The organism is Cellulomonas sp. P4_H4 (assembly GCF_056400865.1).
In genome coordinates this window covers 713,449-736,277 of sequence record NZ_JBFUKL010000002.1, presented here as the reverse complement: position 1 = coordinate 736,277, position 22,829 = coordinate 713,449, and the positions used below count along the sequence as shown (strand labels likewise).

The following is a 22,829-nucleotide window of genomic DNA, read 5'->3' as shown; positions in this document are numbered from 1 at the left end:
CCGGGCTCTGAGGCGTGTCACGGGTTGCACGCGTACGTGCGGAAGACGTCCGGTGCGCCGCCTGACACGTACCCGTCGTCCAGGAAGAGCACCTGACCGGGCTCGATCGACGCGAGGTCCTCGGCCGTGAACTCCACGCCCGACGCCTCGAACGTGTCGTCCTGCGTCCACCCGTGGACCCTGTAGGTCACGCCCGGCTCGAGCTCGCGCATCGGGTCCACCGTCGTCCAGCCGTCCTGCGGATCGGCCATCACCCAGCTCGCCGAGTGCGTCACCGGCGTCGACGACTGCCAGCGCCCGACGACATCCTCGTCATCGGGACCCGTGATCGTCACGCCGTCGATGTGATCGCTGCAGACCTCGAGGTAGCCCACCAACCGACCCTCGTCGTCCAGGCCGACCCCGGCCCGGCCGACCGGCGACGCGCTGCACGCGGCGAGGGTCGCGACGAGGACGAGGGCGGCGCCGACGCCACGGGCGACCATCGGGCGACCGTCAGTCCGCACGCGTCGCGGCCACGTCGGCCGAGCGCCTGCTGGATCGCGTGAGGTTGACGCCGGCCAGCACCAGGTCGGTGAGGGCCGCGACGGTGGTCGGCGCGGCGACGGCCGCCGTCAGGTCGGTCAGGACCGTGGCCGGGAACCCCGCGGCGGTCGCGTCGAGAGCCGTCGCCCGGACGCAGTGGTCGGTCGCGAGGCCGACCACGTCGACACGCTCGATCGCTCGCCCGGTCAGCAGATCCTTCAGGTCCGTCGCCTCCTGGTCGACGACCCGGCCCGAGAAGCCCGAGTAGTCCTGCCGGGACTCTCCCTTGACCACGTGCACCGTGCCGGTCGGCAACCCGAGCGACGGGTGGTACTCGGCGCCCGGCGTCCCCGCGACGCAGTGCACCGGCCAGGTCGTGACGTAGTCGGGATCGTCGTCGACGGCGAAGTGTCCCTCGTTCGTGTCGGGCAGCGCGGCGTGCCAGTCGCGCGTGGCGACGACGACGTCGTACGGGTGCTGCTGCAGGTAGCCGGTGATCCCGGCCGCGACGGCCGCACCACCGTCGACGGCGAGCGCGCCGCCCTCGCAGAAGTCGTTCTGCACGTCGACGACGATCAGCGCGGTGCGTCTCATGATGCCCTCCGGTCGTGGCCCTCCACCGAGCGTAGGACGACGCACCGCTTGTAGGGTCGCCGAGACCCGTGGTTGCCGAGCGGAGGGCCTGGCATGGAGCACGTCCAGGTGTTCGCACTCGTGGTGGTCGCCGTCGTCGTCACGGCGCTGTGCCGCAACCGTGGATGGCCGGCTCCCCTGGTGCTCGTCGGCAGCGCGATCGTCGTCTCGTTGATCCCCGGGGTGCCCCGCTACGAGATCGAGCCCGAGCTGCTCCTCGAGTTCGTCCTCCCGCCCCTGCTCTACTCGGCCGCGCTGTCGAGCTCGTACCGCGACTTCCGGAGCTCGTGGAACTCGATCACGCGGCTCGGCGTCGGGCTCGTGCTAGTCACGGCGTTCGTCGCGGCGCTCGTGTACTGGTGGCTCGACGAAGCCGCGATCCCCCTGCTCGCCGCTCTCGCGCTGGGTGCGGTCGTCGCGCCGCCGGACGCGGTCGCCGCGGCGGCCGTCGGCAGGCGGCTCGGCCTGCCCCGGCGGGTCATGACGCTGCTCTCGGGCGAGAGCCTGATCAACGACGCCACGTCGCTGACGCTGTACAAGGTCGCGCTCACGGGCGTCGCGACGGGCGCCTGGGCACTCGGCGAGGGCCTCGCGATCTTCGGCCTGGCCGTCGTGGTGGGCGTCGGGGTCGGCATGGCCATCGGGCTCGTCGTGCACGTCGTGCGGCTCCGGCTCGACGACCCGGTGGTCGCCTCGGCGATCGGCCTGCTCACGCCCTTCGCCGCCTACTGGGGTGCCGAGCAGATCATGGGGTCCGGCGTGCTGGCGGTGGTGACGGCGGGGCTCTACCTCGGGCACACCTCGCCGCGCGCCGGGTATGCCACGCGGCTGTACGAGGAGCCCATCTGGTCGACGGTCGACCTGCTGCTGGAGTCCTTCACGTTCGCGCTGATCGGCATGCAGCTGCCGTGGCTGGTCCGTGACGTCATCGCCTCCGACCAGGGGCTGCGGCACGGGATCGCGCTGTCGGTCGCGGTCCTGACGGCCGTGATCCTCGTGCGGCCGGTCTACATCTTCGCGACCGCCCGCTTCGACAACCTGCGCCTGCGCGGGAGCCACCGGCCGGCCATGGACTCGCTCTCCGCGAGGGAGTCCGCCGTCGTGTCCTGGGCGGGGATGCGCGGGGTCGTGACGCTCGCCGCGGCGGCCGCGATCCCGGTGACCCTGTCGAACGGCGACCCCTTCCCGGAGCGTGCGACCCTGCAGCTCGTCGCCTTCTCGGTGGCCATCGGGACGCTGCTCATCCAGGGGCTCACGCTGCCCTGGGTCATCCGTCGGCTCAAGGTCGGCAGTGCCGACGAGACCGCGAGCGACGCCGCGCAGGAGGCCTCGCTCCGTCTGGCGACCGCCGACGCGGTCGAGCAGGTGCTCGAGCGGCAGCGAGCCGACTGGAGCCGGCGCCTCGGGCCGGAGCGTGCGGGCGAGCTCATCGACAAGCTCTCGGCCGGCTGGCGGAACCGGGCGACCGCCGCCGCGGTGATGCTCGACCCCGAGTCCGCCGACGACCGCGTCCCCGAGGAAGGCCTCCGGCCCGAGGAGGTCTCGGGAGTCACCAGTGCCCTGCGGACGGTGAGCTCGTCGGACGTTCCGACGCCCGCCGAGGGGAAGAAGACCCAGAAGCTGCAGAGGGAGATCGTGTCCGCCCAGAGGGAGGTCCTCATGGACTGGCGCGACTCCGGTCAGCTCGACGAGGTCGTCATGCGCCGGGTGATGCGCGAGCTCGACCTGGAGGACGAGAGCCTGTCGTCGTCGTGGTTGTCGCGGGTCCGGACCTGACGTCCTGGAGCGTCGAAAGAGGCTCTCGCGGGCGCTGCCACGGACCGGTCATGCCCCAATAGGGACCTTTGCCTTTATCGCGGCCCCGGGCCCGCTCCGTAGCGTCGTAGCCATCAGCCACCACCCCGGCAGCGACAGGAGCATGACCGTGACCGTCACGGACCGCCCGGCCCGAAAGAGCAACTCCCAGACCTCGACCAAGGCGCCTGCCGGTGACGCAGCAGACGCGATCGCGACTCCCGACCCGATCGACGAGCTCGTCTCTCGTGCGACCGTGGCGCTCGCCGAGTACGCGCACTTCACGCAGGAGGACGTCGACCGCTTCGTCAAGAAGGGGTCCGTCGCGGCCCTCGACCAGCACGGCGCTCTGGCCCGCCTGGCGGTGACCGAGACCGGTCGTGGCGTCTTCGAGGACAAGGCCGTGAAGAACATCTTCGCGTGCGAGCACGTCACCAACTCGATCTCCGGCCTCAAGTCGGTGGGCGTCATCTCGCACGACGAGCTGACCGGCATCACCGAGATCGCCGAGCCCGTGGGCGTCGTCTGCGGCGTCACCCCCGTGACCAACCCGACGTCGACCACGATCTTCAAGTCGCTCATCGCGCTGAAGACCCGCAACCCGATCATCTTCGCGTTCCACCCGAGCGCGCAGAGCTCGTCGGTGGCGGCAGCCCGCGTCGTGCGTGACGCCGCGGTCGCGGCGGGTGCTCCCCAGGACTGCATCCAGTGGGTCGAGCAGCCGTCCATCGATGCGACGACCGCCCTCATGCAGCACCCGGGCGTGGCGCTCATCCTGGCCACCGGCGGCAACGCGATGGTCCGCGCCGCGTACTCGTGCGGCAAGCCGGCACTCGGTGTCGGCGCGGGCAACGTCCCGGCGTACATCGAGAAGTCGGCCAAGCTGAAGCGCGCCGTGAACGACATCGTGCTCTCGAAGGCGTTCGACAACGGCATGGTCTGCGCCTCGGAGCAGGCCGTCATCCTCGATGACGAGATCTACGACGCCGCCATGGCGGAGTTCGACGTCCTGCACGCCTACCGGGCGACACCGGCCGAGAAGGCGCTGCTCGAGCAGCTGATCTTCGGCGTCACCGCCGAGAGCACCAACTGCGCCGGCGCCAAGCTCAACGCCTCCGTCGTGGGCCAGTCGCCGGCGTGGATCGCGGCGCAGGCCGGCTTCTCGGTGCCCGACGACACGTCGATCATCCTGGCCGAGGTCCCCTCGGTCGGACCGCAGGAGCCGCTGACCCGCGAGAAGCTCGCGCCCGTCCTGGCGGTCCTGCGCGCGACGAGCACCGAGCACGGCATCACGCTCGCCGAGCAGATGGTGGAGTTCGACGGTCTGGGTCACTCGGCCGCCATCCACACCCGCGACGAGGCGCTCGCCGAGCGGTTCGGGATCCGGGTCGAGGCCACGCGCATCATCGTCAACGCGCCCTCGTCGCTCGGCGGCATCGGCGACATCTACAACGCGTTCATCCCGTCGCTCACGCTCGGCTGTGGCTCGTACGGCCACAACTCGGTGTCCAACAACGTCTCGGCGGTGAACCTCTTGAACATCAAGCGCGTCGGTCGCCGGAACAACAACCTGCAGTGGTTCAAGGTTCCGTCCAAGACCTACTTCGAGCCGAACTCGATCCGGTACCTCTCCGACATGCCGGACGTCGAGCGCGTCACCATCGTCACCGACGCGACCATGACGACCCTCGGCTTCGTCGACAAGATCATCGACGTCCTGAACCGCCGCCCCAGCAAGGTCGCGCTCCAGATCATCGACCAGGTCGAGCCCGAGCCGTCGGTCAAGACCGTCCAGGCGGGTGCGGCGCAGATGCGTCACTTCCGTCCCGACACGATCATCGCGCTCGGCGGTGGCTCGCCCATGGACGCCGCGAAGGTCATGTGGCTGCTGTACGAGCACCCCGAGATCGAGTTCTCCGACCTCAAGCAGAAGTTCTTCGACGTGCGCAAGCGCGCGTTCAAGTTCCCGGTCCTGGGTGAGCTGGCGCAGCTCGTCTGCATCCCGACCACGTCGGGCACCGGTGCCGAGGTCACGCCGTTCGCGGTGATCTCCGACCCCGACGCGGGCAAGAAGTACCCGCTGGCCGACTACGCGCTGACCCCGTCCGTCGCGATCATCGACCCGGTGCTCACGTCGCGGATGCCGGCATCGCTCGCGGCCGACTCGGGCTTCGACGCCCTGACGCACGCCACCGAGGCCTACGTCAGCGTCTACGCCAACGACTTCACCGACGGCATGGCGCTGCAGGCGATCCGCTTGATCTTCGCCAACCTCGCGACGTCGGTGAACGGCAACCCGAACGACCCTGCCACGCAGGACGCCCGGGAGAAGATGCACAACGCCGGGACGATCGCGGGCATGAGCTTCGGCAACGCGTTCCTCGGGATCGTGCACGCGATGGCCCACGTGGTCGGCTCCACGCACCACCTGGTGCACGGCCGGACCAACGCGACGCTCCTGCCGCACGTGATCCGCTACAACGGCACCATCCCGACCAAGCTGACCAGCTGGCCCAAGTACGAGCACTACGTGGCTCCCGAGCGGTTCCAGCAGATCGCGGCCATGCTCGGGCTGCCTGCGGCCACGCCGGCGCAGGGTGTCGAGTCGTACGCACAGGCCGTCGAGGAGCTGCGCGCAGCGGTCGGGATCCCTGCCTCGTTCCAGGCGCAGGGTGTCGACGAGGCCTCGTTCCTCAACCAGCTCGACGACGTCGCGATGGGTGCCTACGAGGACCAGTGCGCACCGGCCAACCCGCGCATGCCGATGATCGACGACATGAAGGACCTCATGGTCGCGGCCTACTACGGGAGCTCCGTCCAGGACGTGCGCGCACGTCGCACGCAGGACGCCCTGGCCTGACCAGCACGATCAGGACCCGCGCACCGCGCGGGTCCTGATCCACAAGCAGCCGCGGCGGGTGGGTTTCCGGGGTGGCGCCCACCCGCCACGGCGATAGTCTCGGGGACCTCACGCACTGTCCAGATGTGACGACGGAGGATCCCATGCACGGCGCGGCCACCCCGACCTCCCGACGACTGGCACGGCTCCTGCTGCCAGTCGTCGCAGGCACGCTGGCTCTCGGTCTGACCGCTTGCTCAGACGTCGACGATGCCGCGCAGAAGGCCAAGGATGCAGCATCGCAGGCGAGCGCCGCGGTCGACGACCTGACGGCGAAGGTCGACGAGGCGAAGTCGGCGGCGAGCGACGCGAAGGCCAAGGTCGACGAGCTCGCGGCCGACCTCCAGTCGTTCGACGCGAACGGCCAGCAGGCGGTCAACGACGCCAGCGCCGCCGTCGCCGAGGCACAGACGGCGATCGACGACGCCAAGGCGGACGGTGCGGCCGACGCACAGCAGAAGCTCGACGACGCGAAGCAGAAGGTCGAGGACGCGCAGGCGGAGGTCGACTCCGCGAAGGCGTCGGCGTCCGGCTCGGCAGCAGATGCCCTCGATGCGCTCTCCGCACAGCTGGCCGCCCTGAGCGACAAGCTGGACAGCGCCGGCTCCTGACGCGACGCGGAATCTCACGGTTCGCGCGGTTTGGGGCCCTGTGAAGGGGTGAATTCACTGCTCGACGGCGCGGGATGTTGTATGCAGCCGCCTCCCTGCCGATCTTGAAGGTATGGCACATCGTCAGGCGACACGCGAGCTGCGGCACCACCACGTCGAGTGGTGGATCGTGACTGCGTGGGCGTCCCTCGGGCTGGTCGTCGCGGCAGGCTTCACCGCTGCCGCGGGACTGGTGAGCTGAGCGCAACCGCTCCTCGGCCCGCTCCGGCGGGTCTCGATCGCCGCACGGCAGACGCGCTCCCGCTCCCCGACGACGAGCCGTCTACGCTCACCCGCATGACTGACGCTCGTTGGCAGGCGGTTGCACGCGCCACCGGTCTGCTCGGTGCCGACGGGGTCCCGCGTGCCACGGTGTTCGCGGAGATGTCGGCCCTGGCCGCCCGCACCGGTGCCGTGAACCTCGGGCAGGGCTTCCCCGACGTCGACGGTCCGCAGTCGGTCGCACGCGCCGCTGCCGACGCGATCATGGACGGCGCCAACCAGTACCCGCCCGGCCCGGGAATCCCGGCGCTGCGGGAGGCGGTCGCACGCCACCAGCTCGACCGCTACGGCCTGGCCTGGGACCCCGACACCGAGGTGCTCGTCACCGCGGGTGCCACGGAGGCGCTCGCGGCCGCTGTGCTCGCGCTGGCCGGTCCCGGCGACGAGGTGCTCACGCTCGAGCCGTTCTACGACTCCTACGCCGCGGTGATCGCGATGGCGGGCGCGAGGCACACGACCGTCCCGCTGCGCGCGACCGCGGACGGTTTCCGCCTGGACCTGGATGCGCTCGCCGGCGCGTTCACGCCGCGCACCCGGATCGTCCTGGTCAACACCCCGCACAACCCCACGGGCACGGTCCTGACGCGGACGGAGCTCGAGGCGATCGCCCGGCTGGCCACGGCGCACGACGCGATCGTGCTGACCGACGAGGTGTACGAGCACCTCCTCCTGCGCGACGGCTCGGGCGTGCGTCCCGTGCACGTCCCGATCGCGACCCTGCCGGGGATGGCGGAGCGGACGCTCACCGTGTCTTCGGCAGGCAAGACGTTCTCGTTCACGGGTTGGAAGATCGGCTGGGTGACCGGCCCGGAGCGCCTGGTCACCGCGCTGCGGACGGTCAAGCAGTTCCTGACCTACGTCTCCGGCGCACCGTTCCAGCCCGCTGTCGCGTTCGCGCTGGGCGACCCGGACGTCGCCGCCTGGGTGGACGACCTGGCCGACTCGCTCTCCCGCCGTCGCGACCTGCTGTGCGCCGGGCTCCTCGATGCGGGCTTCACCGTCGTGCGGCCGCAGGGGACGTACTTCGTGCTCGCCGACGCCGCACCGCTGGGCTACGCGGACGGGACCGAGCTGTGCCGCGACCTGCCGGGACTGGCCGGGGTCGTCGGCGTCCCGGTGAGCGCGTTCACGCACGCCGGCTCCGACGTCGACACGGCCCTGCGCTCGTGGGTGCGCTTCACCTTCGTGAAGCGCGACGACGTGCTCGAGGAGGCGGTGCGCCGGCTGCACCGGCTGCACCACGGACCGCCGTCAGTCCAGGACGGGCGTCCCGCCTGACCATGCTCCGTCGCGCCGGTAGGCGGGCGTGAGGAACGCGAGGACGAGGAGCGCGCCGACCGCCGAGGCGAGCATGACCGCCGCCATCGCGACGGCGTCGCCGCCGAGCATGCCGGACAGTGGGCTGACGACGCCCGCGACGCCCGACTGGGTCGCCCCGATCACGGCGGCGGCGGTGCCGGCGATGGCTCCGTGCCGCGTCAGCGCGAGGGCCGACGCGTTGGGCGGCACGAAGTTGACCATGAAGAGGATCAGCCACAGGACGACGAGCAGTGCCGCGAGACCACCCCAGCCGGTCAGCGCGATGCCGAGCAGCACCACGGCGAGCGTCACGGAGACCGGGAGCACGACGCGCAGGATGCGGATCGGTGCGACGCGGCGAACGAGCGACGCGTTCACCTGCGCGCCCAGGACGAGCCCGATGCCGTTGAGCGCGAACAGGCCGGCGAACTGCGTCGACGAGAGCCCGTACCCCTCGCGCAGCACGAACGGCGAGCCGACGACGTAGGCCATCAGGACGGCGACGCCGAGACCGGGCAGGATCGAGAGCGCGACGAAGTGCCGGTCCCGCACGAGCCGGCCGTACCCCGCCAGCGCAGTGCGCAGCCCACCGACCCGTCGGCGCTCGCGCGGCAGGGTCTCCGGCATCCGGAACCACACGACGACCCACAGCGCGGCACCGAACAGCGCGAGCGCTCCGAACACCGCGCGCCAGCCCAGCTGGCCCGCGATCAGGCCGCCGATGGACGGCGCGAACAGCGGAGCGACACCGATCACGAGCATGAGCCGGGACATCAGGCGCGACGCGTCAGCACCTACGAACCGGTCGCGGATGATCGCCATCGCCACGACCGACGCCGACGCGTTGAAGAAGCCCTGGAACGTCCGCAGCACGATCAGCGGGATGATCGCCGGCGCGACCATGCACAGCAGCGAGGTCACGACGTGCATGGCGACACCGAGGAGGACGGGCAGACGCCGCCCGAACCGGTCCGAGACCGGTCCGATCACGAGCTGCCCGACCGCGCCCCCGATGAGCATCGCGGTCATGGTCAGCTGCGCCATGGTCGCGGTGGTGTCGAGGTCCCGTGCGACGTCGGGGAGCGACGGCAGGTAGATGTCCACCGAGAAGGCCGGCAGCGCGCACATCAGGCCCAGCAGCAGGACGTACCGGAAGTCTGGCGTGTACGTCCGCCGGGGTGCGTCGAGGCCGACCGCTGCGGGAGCCGGGGCGGTCGGTGCGGTCATGCGGGGGGCGGTGGTGCGCAAGCTCATCGCGAGCCATGTTTCCATTGCGCCGGGCAGTTTGTCGAATCGATTCGATGTGATGTTCGTCGTCGCTCGGTCGTCGCTTCGCGTGGTCTTGGCACCGTCTTGGCCCCGTCGTGACGTCGGCCCGTTGTCCGCTTGACGTCGGCGCGCGCGGTGTCGGTGGTGGCTGGCACTCTGGACCCATGTGCGGTCGATACGCGTCCTTCCGGGAGGACCAGGCGCTGGCCGACGAGTTCGCCATCGCGACGGTCGCCGACGACGTGCGCCTGCTGGGCCCGTCGTGGAACGTCGCCCCGACGGACGGCGTGCGGATGGTCGTCGAGCGGGCCGACAAGGAGACGGGCGAGATCACGCGGCAGCTGCGGGTGGCGCGCTGGGGGCTCGTCCCCTCGTGGGCCAAGGACATCTCGGTCGGCAGCCGGATGATCAACGCACGGGTCGAGTCGATCGCGGACAAGCCGGCGTTCGCGCGACCGTTCGCGGTCCGGCGCGCCCTCCTTCCGGCCGACGGGTACTACGAGTGGAAGAAAGCGGATCCACGCCTGCCGGGTTCGACGAGCAAGCGCAAGCAGCCGTACTACCTGCACCCGGCTGACGGCGACGTCGTCGCGCTCGCCGGGCTGTACGAGTTCTGGAAGGACCCGAGCAAGGCCGACGACGACCCGGAGCGCTGGGTGGTCAGCGCGACCGTCATCACGCGCCCCGCGTCCGACGAGCTCGCCCACATCCACGACCGGCAGCCGCTCATGCTCCGGCGCGAGGCGTGGGACGCCTGGCTCGACCCCGCTGTCGGCGCCGACGAGGCCGCCAGGCTGCTCGAGGCACCCCCACCGGACATCATCGCGACGCCGGTCTCGAGCGCGGTCGGCTCCGTGGCCAACAACAGCCCGGCGCTCGTCGAGGAGGTCCCGCTCGAAAAGGACGGAGAGGACTGACCCGCGTCACCTCGGAGCAGTCGCTTCCCAGCGACGGCCGATCGCTCGGATCATCCGCGGGTAGACGATCAGGTACCGGAACGGTGCGATCAACGCCAGGTAGGCCCGGCCGCCGATCCCGTTCGGACGGACCAGGACCGTCATCTGGGCACGGTGGACGCCGTCCTCCCCCGCCACCCAACCGAGGTGCACGAGTGCGTGCACGGTGCGGTTCACGATCTCGGCGACGAACTCCTCGCGCGTCTGGAACACCGACGTGAAGGGAAGGGCGCCCGAGTCGGGCCCGCGAGGACCGTCCGCCAGGTCCTGCGGCAACCGCTCCCGCACGGACTGCTCGCGCGCACCCAGACCGTGGGACGGATCGTCCCAGCCGAAGATCACGCCGAGCCACCGGCGAACGGTCATCAGGAAGCCGACCACCCCGCCGCCGGAGCCCGACCCGTCGCCCTGGGCGAACGAGTGCACGAGCCGGTCGAGGTCGTCGGGACCGCCCGGCGTGGGGAGCTCCCAGACGTCCTCGACGAGGAAGTCGGGCGCGATCTCGTGCACGCGCCACGGGCGAGACGTGTACTCCGTGTTCGGGAGTCTCATCAGTCCGCCCCTCGTCGCCGCTCCGGTCTGTCGACCGTAGCGAGCAGCGCCGGCGCGCGGTGCGGCCTCTCAGCAGGTCCTCAGGCGTTGGTCGCGACGTTGCCCGGGTGGAGCCGCACGGGCGTGACCGTGCCGATTCCCGCGAGCCGCCGTGGCGGGCGGGGCTCCAGGACGAAGCGCGCGTCGGCGGAGAGGACCTGCGCGGTGGCCTCGTCGACGTAGACCGTGGACGGGTCGGCGATGTCCGTGAGCCGCGCGGCGAGGTTCACGTGCGGTCCGAACACGTCGCCGAACCGTGACAGCACCCGGCCCCAGACCAGACCCACCCGGACGGGCGTGACCCCGCGCGCACCCTCGAACAGCCCGCCCGTGGTGGTCTCGCGGTCGACGTCGAGCTCCTTGCCGAGCGCGTCGGCGAGCCGCAGGGCGATGATCCCGCCGGTCGCGGGGTCGTCGGCTACGAACAGGACGGCGTCGCCGATCGTCTTGACCACGCGACCTCCACCCGACGAGATGATGTCGCGCGCCGCTGTCTCGAACCGTTGCACGAACTGCGAGAGGTCGGTGGACCCCAGCCCCGCGGTACGACGGGTGAACGAGACCATGTCCGCGAACCCGACCGCGCGCGCGAGCGGCAGCGCGGTGCGGTCCGGCCCCGGGTCGCGCAGCTCGCCGAACTCGGCGGCATACCGTCCGGCGATCGCCGCGAGCTGCCGGCGGTAGGAGTGCACGAGCTGTGCCTCCAGGACGGGAGCCAGCGCGCCGAGCCGGTCCAGGACGAGCAGTCGGGCCGACGTGTCATCGAGCTCGTAGCGCGTGGCCATGTCCTCGACCAGCGCCTCGACCTGCCACAGCGCCAGGCGGTCCGAGGTGTGCCCGAGCGCGCGGGTGACCGTGATGACCGTGCGCAGGTCCAGGCCGAAGTCGCGGACCATCTCGGCTGCCCGGTCCACCGCCTCGGCGTCCCGCTCCGTGTAGACCTTGTCGTCCGGGTCGGCGTGCGGCAGGCCCATGGTCGTCCAGAAGCCCTGCACGATCTCGAGGTCGATCCGGGCCCGCGCGGCCAGGTCCCGGGCACTGAGGGTGCGCGGGCCGCCGAGCAGCCCGGCGTCCAGCTCTCCCACCGTCGACTCGAGGAAGTCGAGGTCCTGCGATCGTTCGTCCGGCACGGGTCGAGGGTAGTTCACCCAGCCGTGCGGACGTGGCGTACGTCACCTGCGAGCACGTGGTGCTCGGTACCTCCGGCATCCCGCACGAGGAGCCCCCCGTCGGCCGCGAGCGCCTCGGCGACGCCCGTGACCTCGCCGCCGCCCGGCAGCTCGACCCGGACGGTGTCGCCGATCGTGCCGCAGACCCGTGCGACCTCGTCGGCCAAGCCGGACCCGACCGCGTCCCCGCCCGAGTCACGCCACCGGCGAGCCACCTCCAGCAGGGCGTCCACGAGCGCGACCAGCATGCCCTCGCGGTCGACGTGCTGAGCGCCCGCGAGGGCGAGCGACGTGGCGCTCGGCACGGGCAGCTCGTGGGCCTCCTGGGACACGTTGATGCCGATCCCGACGACGACCGCAGCCGGCCCGCCGTCGGCCATCGGCACGACCTCGGCCAGGATGCCGCCGATCTTGCGGACCGGCCCCCAGCCCTCGACCTCGGTGTCGGACGGGACGAGCAGGTCGTTGGGCCACTTCAGGATCGCCGGCACGCCCGCGGTGGCCCTCAGCGCGTTGACCGACGCGAGGCCCGCGAGCAGCCCGAGCCAGCCCAGCGACGACGCCGGGATCGTCGGGCGGACGACGAAGCTGCACGTCAACGCCGCCCCCGCCGGCGTGTCCCAGGAGCGGCCTGCTCGCCCGCGGCCACCGGCCTGGTGCTCGGCGATCAGGACGCTCGCGTCGGGCCAGGACGCCGGGTCGAGCCGCAGGTCCGAGACCACGTCGGAGTTGGTCGACGAGGTGACGTCGACGATCTCGACCCGGGCGAGCGGACCCGACGGGGCGAGCAGGAGCGACCGGATCTCGTCGGCACGAAGGATCGGTCGGGGCATCGGCTCAGGCGCGGGCACGTGGAAAGGCACAGCGCCCATGATGTCGCGCGTTGTGGGAACCCGACACCCCGACGCGACGAACACCGTGATGCGCCTGCACGTGCATGGAGGGCTTCGACAACTAGCCTCGTCGGGTGACTGACATCCAACTGCCCGCGGACACCGCGGCTCCGCGCACCACCGCCGGCAAGCTCGCGGATCTCGCGGCGCGGTACGAGGCACAGGCCCGGGCCGAGCAGAACGCCGTCGACAAGCAGCACGCTCGGGGCAAGCGGTCCGCCCGCGAGCGGATCGAGCAGCTCCTCGACGAGGACTCGTTCACGGAGCTCGACGCGTTCGTGCAGCACCGGTCGGTGAACTTCGAGCTCGACAAGAAGAAGATCCCGGGCGACGGCGTGGTCGTCGGGCACGGCACGATCGACGGTCGTCCGGTCTGCATCTACTCGCAGGACTTCACGGTCTTCGGCGGCAGTCTCGGCGAGGTGCACGGCGAGAAGATCACCAAGGTCATGGACCTCGCGCTGCGCACCGGCGTCCCGCTCATCGGCATCAGCGACGGCGGCGGCGCGCGGATCCAGGAGGGCGTCGCGGCGCTCACGCAGTTCGCCGAGATCTTCCGGCGCAACGTCGCCGCGTCGGGTGTGATCCCGCAGATCAGCCTCATCCTCGGCCCGTCGGCCGGCGGGGCGGTGTACTCCCCCGCGCTGACCGACTTCATCGTCATGGCCGACGGCTCGTCCAACATGTTCATCACCGGCCCGGACGTGATCCGCGCGGTGACCGGCGAGGACGTGGGCTTCGAGGAGCTGGGCGGTGCGACCACGCACAACACCCGCTCCGGCGTCGCGCACTACATGGGTTCCGACGAGGACGACGCCTTCGACTACGTGCGCGCGCTGCTCACGTACCTGCCCCAGAACAACCTGACGGACCCGTGGACCTTCGACCACGCCGCCGATCTGTCGGTGTCCGACGCGGACCTCGAGCTGGACACGCTGCTGCCCGACTCGGACAACCAGCCGTACGACATGCGCACGGTGATCGAGCACGTCCTGGACGAGGGTGTACTTCTCGAGGTCATGCCGTTGTACGCCCAGAACGTGCTCATCGGGTTCGGGCACGTCGAGGGCCACCCCGTCGGGATCGTCGCCAACCAGCCCATGTCCATGGCGGGCACGCTCGACATCAACGCCGCCGAGAAGGCCGCGCGGTTCGTGCGCACCTGCGACGCGTTCAACATCCCGGTGCTCACGTTCGTGGACGTCCCGGGCTTCCTGCCGGGAACGGACCAGGAGTGGAACGGCATCATCCGCCGCGGCGCGAAGCTCATCTACGCCTACGCGGAGGCCACCGTCCCGCTCGTCACGGTGATCACCCGCAAGGCGTACGGTGGCGCCTACATCGTCATGGGGTCCAAGCAGCTCGGCGCGGACGTCAACCTCGCCTGGCCCACGGCACAGATCGCCGTCATGGGCGCCGGTGGCGCGGTGAACATCCTCCAGCGCGGCGCCCTCAAGAAGGTCGCGGACGCCGACGGCGACGTCGAGGCCGAGCGCCGCCGACTCACTGCGGAGTACGAGGAGGCGATCGTGAACCCGTGGGACGCCGCCCAGCGTGGCTACGTCGACGCGGTCATCGAGCCCTCCCGCACCCGTGCCGAGGTGACCAAGGCCCTGCGCCTCCTGCGCACCAAACGGGCATCGCTGCCCCCGAAGAAGCACGGGAACATCCCCCTATGAGCCAGCACGACGAGCACGGCGCGCACGACGACCACGGTGGCCACGACCACGAGGCGCACGGCCCGCAGCCTCTGGTGGGTGTCGACGGTGCCGACCTGCACACCGCGGTCGACCAGCTCGCGGCGACCCTGCACGCCTACGTCGACACCGCCGTCGGTGTGCGCGCCGAGTTCGGCTCGACCGAGGCCGACGAGGACCCGCGCATCCTGGCGCTCGAGTCGGAGATCGGCGGGCTCAACGCCCGTCTCTACGACCTGCTGCACGAGCGTCTCGGCCTGCACGCCGACCTCACGGGCATGTCGTGGGGCGACGAGGACGAGGGCGACGCGGACCTCCTGCCGGAGCCGCTGGAGCTGGACACGTTCCACCTCGGCTTCCTGGTCGGACCGCCGGCCGGGACGTCGGACCTCTCGCTCGACTCCGTGCTCGACCTGGTCGAGCAGGGCGGCTCCGAGCTGGCGGGTCGGCTCGTCGAGGCCGGGTTCGTCGTGGACGGCTGGGGCGCCTCCCGCGGCGCGCCGTTCGACTTCGACGAGGACGAGGACGACGACGAGGGCGACGCGTGAGCGCGCCGTCCGACCACACGCAGATGCAGGTCGTCCGGGGGACGCCGGACGACGACGAGCTCGCGGCGCTCGTCGCCGGTCTGATGGCGGCCGCGTCGGAACGCGCCCGGCACGCCGAGGAGTCCGCGGACTCGGTGGCCGCACCGTGGGCTGACCGTCGCCGCACGATGCGAGGCGTACGCATCGACGCGATGCGCCCCGGGCCGGATGCCTGGCGCTGGAGCCTGCGCGCCTGAGGCGCCTGCGCGCCACGACGGCGACCACTGCACCCTGCCGTACTCACCAGTACCGTGGTCGCCGTGACGACGACGCCGATCTCTGGACCGCGGACGACCTCGACCATCGACGGGATCGCCGAGGCGTTCCTGACGCAGTACGCGGCGCTCGACCCGCTCGCGGCGACCGCGATCGGGATCTCGGGGCACGACCACGAGATGACGGACTTCTCGCCCGCCGGACTGGCCGAGCGCGCTGAGCTCGCACGGTCGACGCTCGCGACGCTCGAGGGCCTGACCCCGGTCGACTCCGTCGACGAGCTCACCCTCGCGGCGATGCGGGAGCGGCTGGGTCTTGCCGTCGAGCTGTACGACGCGGGCGAGGACCACCGCTACCTGAACAACATCGCCTCCCCCGTGCAGAACCTGCGGGACATCTTCGACGTCATGCCGACCGACACCGTCGAGGCCTGGTCGAACATCGCGGCGCGGCTGAACGCGATGCCGCTCGCGATCGACGGCTACATCGAGTCGCTGCGGCTGGGCGCCACGCTGTCCGGCGTCGCGCCCGCGCGGCAGGTCGAGGAGGCCGCGCGCCAGTCGGCCGAGCTGGCGGACCCCGAGGGGTCGTTCTTCACCGCGTTCATCACGGGCTCCCAGGTGGACGCGGTCCTCGACGAGTCGGCGGCGTGCTCGCTGGTGCGCGCCGAGCTCGAGCACGGCGCGACGGCGGCCCGGCAGGCGTACACCACGCTGGCCGCCTTCCTGCGCGACGAGCTCGCGCAGCTGGCGCCGGCGTCCGACGCGGCCGGGCGCGAGCGGTACGCGCTGTGGTCACGGCAGTTCCTCGGCGCGACCGTCGACCTCGACGAGACGTACCAGTGGGGTCTCGACGAGCTGGCGCGGGTCGTCGCGGAGCAGGAGGCCGTCGCGGCGCAGATCGCCGGGCCCGGTGCGAGCGTCGCCGACGCCGTCGCGGTGCTCGACAACGACCCGTCTCGCCTCCTGACGGGGACCGACGCCCTGCAGACGTGGATGCAGGAGACCGCGGACGCGGCGATCGAGGCCCTCGACGGCGCCCACTTCACGATCCCCGACGTCCTGCGCAGCCTGGAGTGCCGGATCGCACCCACCCAGAACGGCGGGATCTACTACACGCCCCCCAGCGAGGACTTCAGCCGTCCTGGGCGGATGTGGTGGTCGGTTCCCCCCGAGGTCACCACGTTCAACACCTGGCGGGAGAAGACGACGGTCTACCACGAGGGCGTTCCCGGGCATCACCTGCAGATCGGCTGGGCGGTGTGCGAGAGCGCGACGCTGAACCGGTGGCGCCGTCTGGCGTGCTGGACGTCGGGATACGGCGAGGGCTGGGCGCTCTACAGCGAGCGGCTCATGGCCGACCTCGGGTTCCTGGACGACCCGGGCGACCACCTCGGGATGCTCGACGGCCAGCGCATGCGCGCCGCCCGCGTCGTCTTCGACCTGGGCGTCCACCTGGGCCTGCCCGCTCCCGAGGAGTGGGGCGGCGGCACGTGGGACGCCGACAAGGGCTGGGAGTTCCTCAAGGCCAACGTCAACATGCCCGAGGCCTTCATCCGCTTCGAGTGGAACCGGTACCTCGGCTGGCCCGGGCAGGCACCGTCGTACAAGATCGGCCAGCGCCTGTGGGAGCAGACCCGCGACGAGGCCGCCGCCAAGGCGCACGCCGCCGGGGAAGAGTTCGACATCCGGGCGTTCCACGCCCGCGCGCTGAGCATGGGCGCGCTGCCGCTGGACGTGCTGAAGGCGGCCTTCGCCGGCTGACCCAGGACGTACGAGGGCCGGTGCCGCATCGCTGCGGCACCGGCCCTCGTCTCGTCCCGCGTCAGGCGACCAGGCGCGATCCGTACTTGACGACGATCGCGGTGACCATGAACAGCAGCACGGCGATCGTCACGAACCAGTCGTTACCGTTCGCGACGAAGCGCCGGGCACCCGGCCCGATGTCGATGACGCGGTCGCGGACGTTGATGCGGGTCAGGCCGGCCCAGACGAGCGTCGTCGTGGCCGTGATGAGTAGGCACCAGGGGCACAGCGCGCCGATGACGAAGTACGACCGGGCGAAGAGCCACCACGCGAACAGGAAGCCCACCGAGTAGATCGCCTGCGCGGAGAGCATGAACCAGCGCGGGAAGATCACGCCGCCGAGCATCGCGACTGCGATCGTGATGACGACCGACTCCGCCGCGATACCCAGGAACGCATTGGGGAAGAACTCACCGAGCAGGTGCGCCTCCCAGCGCGCCGCCACCGACTTGCAGTTGATCACCGCGTTGATACTGCAGCCCAGCTGGGCGTTCGGGTCGGCGGCGAGCTTGAGCGCGTCGATCGAGAGCACGAACGAGGCGAGCAGCCCCAGGGCGCCCGAGATGACCATCTCGAGCGCGGTGCGCGCCCGCCAGGCCTGCGTCGGAGGTTCGAGCAGCTCCGGGTCGAGGTCGTCGTCGTCGCCGTACCCGTAGTCCTCGTCGAGCTCGTCGAGGTCCGTCTCGGGGTCGTGGACGCCGCCCACACCCGTCGAAGACGAACCGGTCACGTCAGCCATCTGCTCTCCTCGTGCCCCTCGGGCCGGTCTCATCGCCCGCCCGTCGGGCCGGCGGTACCTCCCGCCGCGACCCGATGCTTGTGCCGCACCCATTCTGCCCTGCGCGCCTGTGCGTCCGGACCAGACCAAAGGTCCCGTCCCCGAAAGACTTGACCGGTACAGCATCCCTTGCTACTTTATCGGTACAGAGCACTTTCCGACGACGAGAACGAGGACATCATGTCGATGGACAGCCCTCAGCTCGGGCTCCTCTTCGGGCCGCCCGCCACCTACCAGGAGGCGCACAGCGCCGAGCCGCAGGCACCCGAGCTCGTGGTCCGGCACCGCCGGCCACCACGCACCCACCAGCCGCCGGCCGCCCGCACCAGGCGGTCGCTGGCAGACCTCCTCCACCACCTGGCCGATGCCGTCGCGCCCGCTTCAGCCCCCCAGGGCGGCACGGCGACGCGGTGACAAGCGCCCGGGCGACCTACCCTGTCCCGCATGGAGCGGAACAGGGTGTCGTCGTGCCCGCAGCACCGCACGGGCTCGAGCCGCGCGTCGACGCGCCCCGGGACGGCGGTGACCCCGTGGCGCGCGTGACGCTCCAGACCATCGCGGACCGGGTCGGCGTGAGCCGCATGACGGTCTCCAACGCGTTCTCGCGGCCCGACCAGCTGTCGGCGGAGATGCGGCGCACGATCCTCGACGCGGCCGCGGAGCTCGGCTACGTCGGGCCGGACCCCTCGGCGCGCGCACTGGCACGCGGAACGACGGGTGCCGTCGGCGTCCTGCTGACCGAGTCGGTCGGTGCCGCCTTCCGCGACCCCATCGCGGCCGCGTTCTTCGGGGCGGTCGCCGAGGAGCTCGCGCCGACCGGCCTGGCGCTGGTGCTCCTGCCGGCGACCGGCGCGGAGGGGATGATCCCGGCTCGCGACATCCCGATGGACGCCGCGCTCGTCTACGGGTGCGCGGCCGACTACCCCGCCGTGGACTGGCTCGAACGGCGCAGGCTGCCACTCGTCTTCGTCGACGGCGACCCCAGGCCGGGTGCGGCCAGCGTGATCCTCGACGAGCGTGAGGGCGCCAGGCTCGCCGCCCAGCACCTGCTCGACCTGGGGCACCGCCGGGTCGCCACGTTCACCATGAACGTCTCGGTCCCGCCCGGCTGGGCGCCTGACGTGACCGCGGCAGCGAGCGGGTTCGTCGCCCGCGAGCGCCAGCTCGGCTGGGTGGAGACCCTCGGCGCGGGCGGCGTCACGCCGGTCACCTACGAGGTGTTCGACAACATGGAGCCGTACATCTCCGAGGGCGCCAAGGGCCTGTTCGCGGGCGACACCGTTCCGACGGCGGTCCTGTGCTTCTCCGACCTGATGGCCGCCGCGGTGGTGCACGCGGCCGAGGAGGCCGGACTGCGCGTCCCCGAGGACGTGTCGGTGATCGGGTACGACGACGTCCCGCTCGCCCGTCGTCTGCGCCCCACCCTGACCACGGTCCGGCAGGACTTCGAGGCCAAGGGCAAGGCCGCCGCCGCCGCGCTCACCCAGTCGATCGGCCGCGGACGCGCGGGCAGCGCCCCCGACGCGGCGCAGCACATGGTCCCGGTCACCCTCGTCGTCCGCGAGAGCACGGCCCCGCCACCCGGCTGACCGTCCAGCCGACCGTCCACCCTGCCGGGCGACGGCATAGGCTCCCGTCCCGTGACCCGACTGCTCCTCGCCTCTGCCTCGCCCGCCCGACGCGCCACGCTCGTCGCGGCCGGCATCGACCCTCTCGTGGCGGTCTCGGACGTGGACGAGGTCGCCGCGCTGGCCGCAGCGCAGACCCGGTTCGGCACCCTCGATGCCGCGGACGCGGTGCTGCTGCTCGCGCAGGCCAAGGTCGAGGACGTGTCGCGGAACCTGCCCGAGGAGCTCGAGGACGCAGACGACCTGCTGCTCCTCGGCTGCGACTCGATGCTCGAGCTCGACGGCGAGATCCACGGCAAGCCGGTCGACGCGGCCGAGGCGACGAGCCGCTGGCGCGCGATGCGCGGGAAGACCGGCGTCCTGCACACCGGGCACTGGCTCATGGACGAGCGCGCGACCCCGGCGATGCTCGGCGCGACGTCGTCGACCGTCGTGACGTTCGCGGACCTGTCCGACGACGAGATCGACGCCTACGTGGCCACCGGCGAACCTCTCTCGGTCGCGGGCGCGTTCACGGTCGACGGGCTGGGCGGTCCGTTCGTCGAGAAGATCGACGGCGACCACCACGGAGTCGTCGGGATCAGCCTGCCGCTGCTGCGCGAGCTCCTGCTCGAGGTCGGCGTGAGCATCCCCGATCTGTGGCGTCGGCCCTGATTCTTGTCCGTTGACGACAATCGGCGCACGGAACGTCGGCTTCCTCAGGTGCGTCGTCGTCGGATTCCTACAAGAACGTGCCCACAAGCCTTGGCCGGTTCCCCAATCTTGCCGGGGCACGCGCCGCGGGCACGAGCCGTTGGCCCGCTCCGCGTTACGGTGAGCCGTGCCCGTCATCTCCAAGGTCCTCATCGCCAACCGCGGTGAGATCGCCGTCCGCATCGCCCGTGCCTGTCGCGACGCGTCGATCGGCTCCGTCGCCGTCTACGCCGACACCGACCGGGAGGCCCTGCACGTCCGCATCGCCGACGAGGCGTTCGCGCTCGGCGGCTCCCGCGCCGCGGAGACCTACCTCGACATCAGCAAGCTCCTCGACGTCGCCCGACGCTCCGGCGCCGACGCCGTGCACCCGGGCTACGGCTTCCTCGCGGAGAACGCGGCGTTCGCCACCGCGGTCATCGAGGCCGGCCTGGTCTGGATCGGTCCGCCGCCGTCGGCCATCGAGTCGCTCGGGGACAAGGTCAGCGCGCGCCACATCGCGCAGCGTGCGGGCGCGCCCCTGGTGGCCGGCACCCCTGATCCCGTCGAGGGCGTCGACGAGATCCACGCGTTCGCCGCGGAGCACGGCATGCCGATCGCGATCAAGGCGGCGTTCGGCGGCGGCGGCCGCGGCCTGAAGGTGGCCCGCAGCGTCGACGAGATCGACGAGATGTTCGAGTCGGCGGTCCGCGAGGCCGTCGCGGCGTTCGGTCGCGGCGAGTGCTTCGTCGAGCGGTACCTGGACCGGCCGCGGCACGTCGAGACGCAGTGCCTGGCCGACGAGCACGGCACGGTCGTCGTCGTCTCGACGCGCGACTGCTCGCTCCAGCGCCGTCACCAGAAGCTGGTCGAGGAGGCGCCCGCACCGTTCCTCACCGACGAGCAGAACGAGCAGCTCGTCGAGTCGTCCAAGGCGATCCTGCGCGAGGCCGGCTACGTCGGCGCCGGCACCTGCGAGTTCCTCGTGGCGGCCGACGGCACGATCTCGTTCCTCGAGGTCAACACGCGCCTGCAGGTCGAGCACCCGGTCACCGAGGAGGTCAGCGGCATCGACCTCGTGCGCGAGCAGCTGCGCATCGCGGCGGGCGAGCCCCTCGGCTACGACTCCGTCCCCACGCGCGGGCACTCGATCGAGTTCCGCATCAATGGCGAGGACCCGGCCGCGGGCTTCCTGCCGGCGCCCGGCAAGATCACCACGCTGCGCCTGCCGACGGGTCCAGGCGTGCGCGTCGACTCGGGCGTGGTCGAGGGTGACAGCGTCTCGGGCCTGTTCGACTCGATGATCGCCAAGGTCATCGTCACCGGCGCCGACCGGCCGCAGGCCCTGGCCCGCGCCCGCCGCGCGCTCGCCGAGCTCGAGGTGGTCGGCATCCCGACCGTCGTCCCGTTCCACCGGGCCGTGCTCGACGCCAAGGCGTTCGCACCCGCCGACCCCGACGAGGCGTTCACCGTCCACACGCGCTGGATCGAGACCGAGTTCGCGGAGACCGTCGCGGCGCTCGGTGCGTCCGCGCCCGCTGCGCCGGTCGAGGAGGACGACGAGCCTGCCGTGCTGGAGCGGGTCGTCGTCGAGGTCGGCGGCAAGCGCATCGAGGTCGTCCTGCCCGCGGCTCTCGCGCTCGGTCGCCCGGGCACGGCTGGTCGAGGGTCGGCCGGTCCCGGCGCACGCCGCCCGGTCCGTCGCGCGGCCCGCACGGCGTCGGCCAGCGGCACCACCCTCGCGTCGCCGATGCAGGGCACGATCGTCAAGGTCGCCGTCGCGGAAGGCGCAGAGGTGGCCGAGGGCGACCTCGTCGTCGTGCTCGAGGCGATGAAGATGGAGCAGCCGCTGCTCGCGCACCGTGCCGGCACCGTGACGTCGCTGACCGCGGGCGTCGGTTCGAGCGTCAGCGCGGGAACGGCCATCTGCGAGATCGTCGGCTGAGCTTGTCCCCTGATGCGCTGCCGGTGCCGCCGCACCGACCTCGCCAGCCTGGTGACGGCTGGGTCGAGTGCGGCTGCGGCCTTCGGCACTGGGGCCTGTTCGGCGCCGCAGGGCTGCTGCTCGCGCGTCGCGACGACGACGGCCTCGCCACCGCGGTCGTGCTGCAGCACCGCGTCGAGTGGAGCCACCACGGCGGGACGTGGGGAGTCCCCGGTGGCGCCCGGCTGCCTGACGAGGACGTGGTCACGGCCGCGCTGCGCGAGGCCGCCGAGGAAGCCGGCATCGACCCGGTGGCCGTGCGCGTGCGGGGCCAGCACGTCCTGCAGCATCCCGACTGGTCGTACACGACCGTCCTGGCCGACGAGGTCTCCCCCGTGCACCCCGCGGTCACCGACGCCGAGAGCCTCGAGCTGCGCTGGGTACCCGCGGACGACGTGGCGGCGCTCCCGCTGCTGCCTGCGTTCGCCGACGCGTGGCCGACCCTGCGGGTCCAGCTCGACCGGTGACGGGCGTCACGGTCCGGATTCCCGGAGCGGCCTCG

General features: G+C 71.6%; 22 protein-coding genes. 15 read left to right on the top strand and 7 right to left on the bottom strand.

The features are described from left to right. Positions 1–17: 17 nt before the first annotated feature. Both AC1DPN_RS09615 and AC1DPN_RS09610 read right to left on the bottom strand, forming a co-directional pair. A complete protein-coding gene (locus tag AC1DPN_RS09615; protein WP_477084505.1) occupies positions 18–485 on the bottom strand; it encodes a hypothetical protein in 468 nt (155 codons plus the stop codon). Between the two features lie 10 nt (positions 486–495). Then, the gene (locus AC1DPN_RS09610; protein WP_477084504.1) at positions 496–1,119 is read right to left on the bottom strand and encodes an isochorismatase family protein; all 624 of its coding nucleotides are present in this window, start codon (positions 1,117–1,119) and stop codon (positions 496–498) included. 93 nt (positions 1,120–1,212) lie between these two features. On the opposite strand from AC1DPN_RS09610, the gene AC1DPN_RS09605 reads away from it, so the two are divergent. From AC1DPN_RS09605 to AC1DPN_RS09585, 5 genes are all read left to right on the top strand, one after another. Continuing rightward, a complete protein-coding gene (locus AC1DPN_RS09605; RefSeq protein WP_477084503.1) occupies positions 1,213–2,934 on the top strand; it encodes a cation:proton antiporter in 1,722 nt (573 codons plus the stop codon). A 142-nt stretch (positions 2,935–3,076) separates the two neighbouring features. Then, positions 3,077–5,812, top strand: coding sequence for a bifunctional acetaldehyde-CoA/alcohol dehydrogenase (gene adhE / locus AC1DPN_RS09600; RefSeq protein WP_477084502.1), 2,736 nt, complete (start codon positions 3,077–3,079; stop codon positions 5,810–5,812). Positions 5,813–5,937: 125 nt separating this feature from the next. Further along, complete coding sequence (locus tag AC1DPN_RS09595) at positions 5,938–6,462, top strand: hypothetical protein (protein ID WP_477084501.1); 525 nt, start codon at positions 5,938–5,940, stop codon at positions 6,460–6,462. Between the two features lie 112 nt (positions 6,463–6,574). Continuing rightward, positions 6,575–6,703, top strand: coding sequence for a molybdopterin oxidoreductase (locus AC1DPN_RS09590; protein ID WP_477084500.1), 129 nt, complete (start codon positions 6,575–6,577; stop codon positions 6,701–6,703). A gap of 95 nt (positions 6,704–6,798) precedes the next feature. Continuing rightward, a complete protein-coding gene (locus AC1DPN_RS09585; protein WP_477084499.1) occupies positions 6,799–8,061 on the top strand; it encodes a pyridoxal phosphate-dependent aminotransferase in 1,263 nt (420 codons plus the stop codon). Here the strand turns inward: AC1DPN_RS09585 and AC1DPN_RS09580 are convergent. Beyond that, positions 8,035–9,309, bottom strand: coding sequence for a multidrug effflux MFS transporter (locus AC1DPN_RS09580; protein ID WP_477084498.1), 1,275 nt, complete (start codon positions 9,307–9,309; stop codon positions 8,035–8,037). The two genes, AC1DPN_RS09585 and AC1DPN_RS09580, sit on opposite strands and share 27 nt — an antisense overlap. 206 nt (positions 9,310–9,515) lie before the next feature. Here AC1DPN_RS09580 and AC1DPN_RS09575 point away from each other — a divergent pair, with 206 nt between their 5' ends. Further along, positions 9,516–10,268 carry an SOS response-associated peptidase gene (locus tag AC1DPN_RS09575; protein WP_477084497.1) on the top strand — a complete coding sequence of 251 codons (753 nt, stop codon included), beginning with the start codon at positions 9,516–9,518 and terminating at the stop codon, positions 10,266–10,268. 6 nt (positions 10,269–10,274) lie between these two features. On the opposite strand, the gene AC1DPN_RS09570 is transcribed toward AC1DPN_RS09575, so the two are convergent. The 3 genes from AC1DPN_RS09570 to AC1DPN_RS09560 form a co-directional block, all read right to left on the bottom strand. After that, positions 10,275–10,859 (bottom strand): DUF2867 domain-containing protein, encoded by a 585-nt coding sequence (locus AC1DPN_RS09570; protein WP_477084496.1) that lies wholly within the window; start codon positions 10,857–10,859, stop codon positions 10,275–10,277. An 80-nt stretch (positions 10,860–10,939) separates the two neighbouring features. Next, positions 10,940–12,028, bottom strand: a complete 1,089-nt coding sequence (locus AC1DPN_RS09565; RefSeq protein ID WP_477084495.1) for an adenylate/guanylate cyclase domain-containing protein — start codon at positions 12,026–12,028, stop codon at positions 10,940–10,942. A gap of 14 nt (positions 12,029–12,042) precedes the next feature. Then, on the bottom strand, positions 12,043–12,900 hold the full coding sequence (locus AC1DPN_RS09560) for a biotin--[acetyl-CoA-carboxylase] ligase (protein ID WP_477084494.1): 858 nt from the start codon (positions 12,898–12,900) through the stop codon (positions 12,043–12,045). Between the two features lie 134 nt (positions 12,901–13,034). Here AC1DPN_RS09560 and AC1DPN_RS09555 point away from each other — a divergent pair, with 134 nt between their 5' ends. The 4 genes from AC1DPN_RS09555 to AC1DPN_RS09540 all read left to right on the top strand — a co-directional run bounded on the left by AC1DPN_RS09555 (position 13,035) and on the right by AC1DPN_RS09540 (position 17,223). Next, positions 13,035–14,639 (top strand): acyl-CoA carboxylase subunit beta, encoded by a 1,605-nt coding sequence (locus AC1DPN_RS09555; RefSeq protein ID WP_477084493.1) that lies wholly within the window; start codon positions 13,035–13,037, stop codon positions 14,637–14,639. Beyond that, entirely contained in the window at positions 14,636–15,205 is a 570-nt protein-coding gene (locus AC1DPN_RS09550) for a hypothetical protein (protein ID WP_477084492.1), read from the top strand. Before AC1DPN_RS09555 ends, AC1DPN_RS09550 begins: the two co-directional genes overlap by 4 nt. Continuing rightward, the gene (locus AC1DPN_RS09545; RefSeq protein WP_477084491.1) at positions 15,202–15,441 is read left to right on the top strand and encodes an acyl-CoA carboxylase subunit epsilon; all 240 of its coding nucleotides are present in this window, start codon (positions 15,202–15,204) and stop codon (positions 15,439–15,441) included. Before AC1DPN_RS09550 ends, AC1DPN_RS09545 begins: the two co-directional genes overlap by 4 nt. A 63-nt stretch (positions 15,442–15,504) precedes the next feature. Next, complete coding sequence (locus tag AC1DPN_RS09540) at positions 15,505–17,223, top strand: DUF885 domain-containing protein (protein ID WP_477084490.1); 1,719 nt, start codon at positions 15,505–15,507, stop codon at positions 17,221–17,223. A gap of 61 nt (positions 17,224–17,284) precedes the next feature. On the opposite strand, the gene AC1DPN_RS09535 is transcribed toward AC1DPN_RS09540, so the two are convergent. Next, positions 17,285–18,004, bottom strand: coding sequence for a vitamin K epoxide reductase family protein (locus tag AC1DPN_RS09535; protein ID WP_477084489.1), 720 nt, complete (start codon positions 18,002–18,004; stop codon positions 17,285–17,287). A gap of 219 nt (positions 18,005–18,223) precedes the next feature. Here AC1DPN_RS09535 and AC1DPN_RS09530 point away from each other — a divergent pair, with 219 nt between their 5' ends. The 5 genes from AC1DPN_RS09530 to AC1DPN_RS09510 all read left to right on the top strand — a co-directional run bounded on the left by AC1DPN_RS09530 (position 18,224) and on the right by AC1DPN_RS09510 (position 22,794). Then, positions 18,224–18,457, top strand: a complete 234-nt coding sequence (locus AC1DPN_RS09530) for a hypothetical protein (RefSeq protein WP_477084488.1) — start codon at positions 18,224–18,226, stop codon at positions 18,455–18,457. Between the two features lie 53 nt (positions 18,458–18,510). Beyond that, positions 18,511–19,632: a LacI family DNA-binding transcriptional regulator gene (locus AC1DPN_RS09525; RefSeq protein WP_477084487.1), complete on the top strand. Its 1,122-nt coding sequence runs from the start codon at positions 18,511–18,513 to the stop codon at positions 19,630–19,632. A 51-nt stretch (positions 19,633–19,683) separates the two neighbouring features. Beyond that, positions 19,684–20,325 carry a Maf family protein gene (locus AC1DPN_RS09520; protein WP_477084486.1) on the top strand — a complete coding sequence of 214 codons (642 nt, stop codon included), beginning with the start codon at positions 19,684–19,686 and terminating at the stop codon, positions 20,323–20,325. A gap of 166 nt (positions 20,326–20,491) precedes the next feature. Then, positions 20,492–22,288, top strand: coding sequence for an acetyl/propionyl/methylcrotonyl-CoA carboxylase subunit alpha (locus AC1DPN_RS09515; protein WP_477084485.1), 1,797 nt, complete (start codon positions 20,492–20,494; stop codon positions 22,286–22,288). Positions 22,289–22,290: 2 nt separating this feature from the next. After that, on the top strand, positions 22,291–22,794 hold the full coding sequence (locus AC1DPN_RS09510; protein ID WP_477084484.1) for an NUDIX domain-containing protein: 504 nt from the start codon (positions 22,291–22,293) through the stop codon (positions 22,792–22,794). The last annotated feature ends 35 nt before the right edge of the window (positions 22,795–22,829 follow it).